This window comes from Nonomuraea sp. NPDC049784 (assembly GCF_040659615.1).
Lineage (GTDB): Bacteria > Actinomycetota > Actinomycetes > Streptosporangiales > Streptosporangiaceae > Nonomuraea.
In genome coordinates this window covers 1-2,748 of sequence record NZ_JBFAMX010000958.1, presented here as the reverse complement: position 1 = coordinate 2,748, position 2,748 = coordinate 1, and the positions used below count along the sequence as shown (strand labels likewise).

The 2,748-nt window shown below is 71.0% G+C and carries 3 protein-coding genes; all 3 read left to right on the top strand.

The features are described 5' to 3' along the window. On the top strand, nucleotides 1-816 hold an 816-nt coding region (locus tag AB0J09_RS61665), incomplete at its 5' end, for an endo alpha-1,4 polygalactosaminidase (RefSeq protein WP_360713379.1). Next, nucleotides 806-1,720: a carbohydrate kinase family protein gene (locus tag AB0J09_RS61660; RefSeq protein WP_360713377.1), complete on the top strand. Its 915-nt coding sequence runs from the start codon at nucleotides 806-808 to the stop codon at nucleotides 1,718-1,720. The genes AB0J09_RS61665 and AB0J09_RS61660, both read left to right, overlap by 11 nt. Then, the coding region (locus AB0J09_RS61655) for an alpha-glucosidase/alpha-galactosidase (protein ID WP_360713375.1) at nucleotides 1,717-2,748 on the top strand (1,032 nt) is incomplete at its 3' end. The genes AB0J09_RS61660 and AB0J09_RS61655, both read left to right, overlap by 4 nt.

Here is a 2,748-nt window from a genome sequence, read left to right as displayed (position 1 = left end):
CTCGCCGCCACCACCGCACTCGTCCCCGCCCAGCCCGCCGCCGCCCTGCCCGCCCCCGTGTCCTGCGCCGGCTGCTGGAAGCCCGCGCTGAACACGTCCTGGCAGTGGCAGCTCTCCTCCCTGCCGACCAAGCCGTACCCGAACGTGCAGATGCACGACATCGACGGCTTCGCGGCCAAGGACGGCGCGATCGTGAAGTCGCTCAAAGCCGACAAGCCGGGCCGCCGCGTCGTCTGCTACATCAGCGCGGGCACGTTCGAGGACTGGCGCCCGGACGCGGGCCAGTTCCCCGCCGAGGTGCTCGGCAAGCCGCTGGAGGACTGGCCGGGTGAGCGCTGGCTGGAGATCCGCAAGTACACCGGCAAGCTCGGCCAGATCATGAAGGCCCGCCTCGACATGTGCAAGGCGGCCGGCTTCGACGCCGTGGAGCCCGACAACGTCGACGGCTACAGCAACGACAGCGGCTTCCCGCTCAAGGCGGCCGACCAGCTCGCCTACAACACCTGGCTCGCCAACGAGGCGCACAAGCGGGGCCTGTCGGTCGCGCTCAAGAACGACGTGGAGCAGATCCCGGCGCTGCTGCCGTACTTCGACTTCGCGCTGAACGAGGAGTGCTGGGAGCACTCGGAGTGCACCACCGCGCAGAACGACGACTACGGCTACGACCAGTTCGTCAAGGCGGGCAAGGCGGTGTTCAACGTCGAGTACAACCTGGCGACCTCGGCCTTCTGCGCCAAGTCCAACGCTCAGAACTTCAACTCGCTCAAGAAGAAGTACGAGCTCGGCGCCTACCGCGTGCCCTGCCGTGGCGCGTGACTTCGACCTGCTGGTCGTCGGTGACGCCAACCCCGACGTGGTGCTCTCCGGGGCGCCGCGCGGGTTGGCGTACGGCCAGCGGGAGCAGCTCGTCTCCGGCGGCGACCTGGTGCTCGGCGGGTCCGGCGCGATCACCGCGTGCGGGGCGGCCCGGCTGGGCCTGCGGACCGCGTTCGCCGGGCGCGTGGGCGACGACGCGGCCGGGCGCTTCGTGCTGGGCGCCCTGGCCGACCGCGGGGTGGATGTCTCCCACTGCGTGATCGACTCCCGGCCCACGGCGATGACCGTGGTGCTGGCCGACGGGGCCGACCGGGCCATCCTCACCTCGCCCGGCTGCCTGCCGTACCTGACCGTGGAGGACGTGCCGCGCGGCGTGGCCAGGCACGTCCACGTGTCGTCATATTTCCTGCAACCGGGGCTCGCGCCCGGCTTGCCGGGCTTTCTGGCGGGGGAGCGGCGGTCCGGCGCGACCACCTCGCTGGACACCAACGACGATCCCGCTGGGACGTGGGAGGGGCTCGGGGACGTGCTGGGCGAGGTGGACGTGTTCCTCCCGAACGCCTCAGAGGCCACCGCCATCGCAAGCCGGCTCTTCGGCATCGGTCACGAGTGTGTCGAGGCCACCGCTGCGCGGCTGGGCGGGCTGGGGCCGGCCGTGGCCGTCAAGGACGGCGGCAACGGCGCGCTGGCGTGGCGGTCGGGCGAACTGGTCAGGACCGGCGCCCTGCCCGTCGAGCCGGTGGACACCGTCGGCGCCGGCGACAGCTTCAACGCCGGGTTCATCGCCGCCATGCTGCGCGAGATGAGCCTGCGCGAATGCCTGGAAACGGCGGTGACCTGCGGATCCCTCTCGACCCGCGCCGCCGGCGGCACCGCCGCCCAGCCCACCTGGAAGGACCTATGAAGATCGTCTTTCTCGGCGCGGGAAGCGTCGAGTTCACCCAGGGCCTGCTGGCGGACCTGGTCGCCCTCCCCGACCTGGGGGAGTTCGAGGTGGCGCTGCACGACATCCACCCCGAGCGGCTCGAGACCGCCGAGGCAGCCGCGCGCGTCATCGCCGACGGGCGGGCTGTCAAGATCTCCGCCCACCTCGACCTGCGGCGGGCGCTCGAAGGGGCCGACTTCGCGATCAACATGATCCAGGTCGGCATGATCGACGCCACCCGCGTCGACTTCGAGGTGCCCGCCCGGTACGGGCTGCGGCAGACCATCGCCGACACCATCGGCGTGGGCGGCATCTTCCGCGCCCTGCGCACCTTCCCGGCACTGGACAGGATCGGGCGGGCCATGGCCGAGGTGTGCCCGGACGCGTGGCTGCTCAACTACACCAACCCGATGGCCATGAACGTGTGGTACCTGGCCGCCGCCACTCCCGTGCGCAACGTTGTGGGGCTCTGCCACTCCATCTACTGGACCGCCCACGACCTGGCCGAGCTCATCGGGGTGCCGTACGAGGAGGTGTCGTACCTCGCGGCGGGCGTCAACCACCAGTCGTGGATGCTGCGGTTCGAGAGCGGGGGCGAGGACCTCTACCCGCGGCTGGACGAGGCCATCGGCCGCGACCCCGGCCTGCTGCGGCGGGTGCGCGTGGACATGTACCGCAGGCTCGGCTACTACCCGACCGAGACCAGCGAGCACTCGGCCGAGTACGTGCCCTGGTACCTGCACGACGAGGCCGAGATCGAGCGCCTGCGGATCCCCGTGGGCGCGTACATCGGCATCAGCGAGGAGAACGTGCGCCAATACGAGGCCACCCGCGACGCGCTGAGAGCGGGGCGGCCGATCACCGCGGAGGGGACCATGGAATACGCCCCGCAGATCATCCACAGCATCGCCACCGGCACGAGCCGGGCCGTCTACGGGAACGTCCAGAACAGGGGCCTGGTCGGAAACCTGCCCGGCGGATGCGTGGTGGAGGTGCCGTGCGTGGCC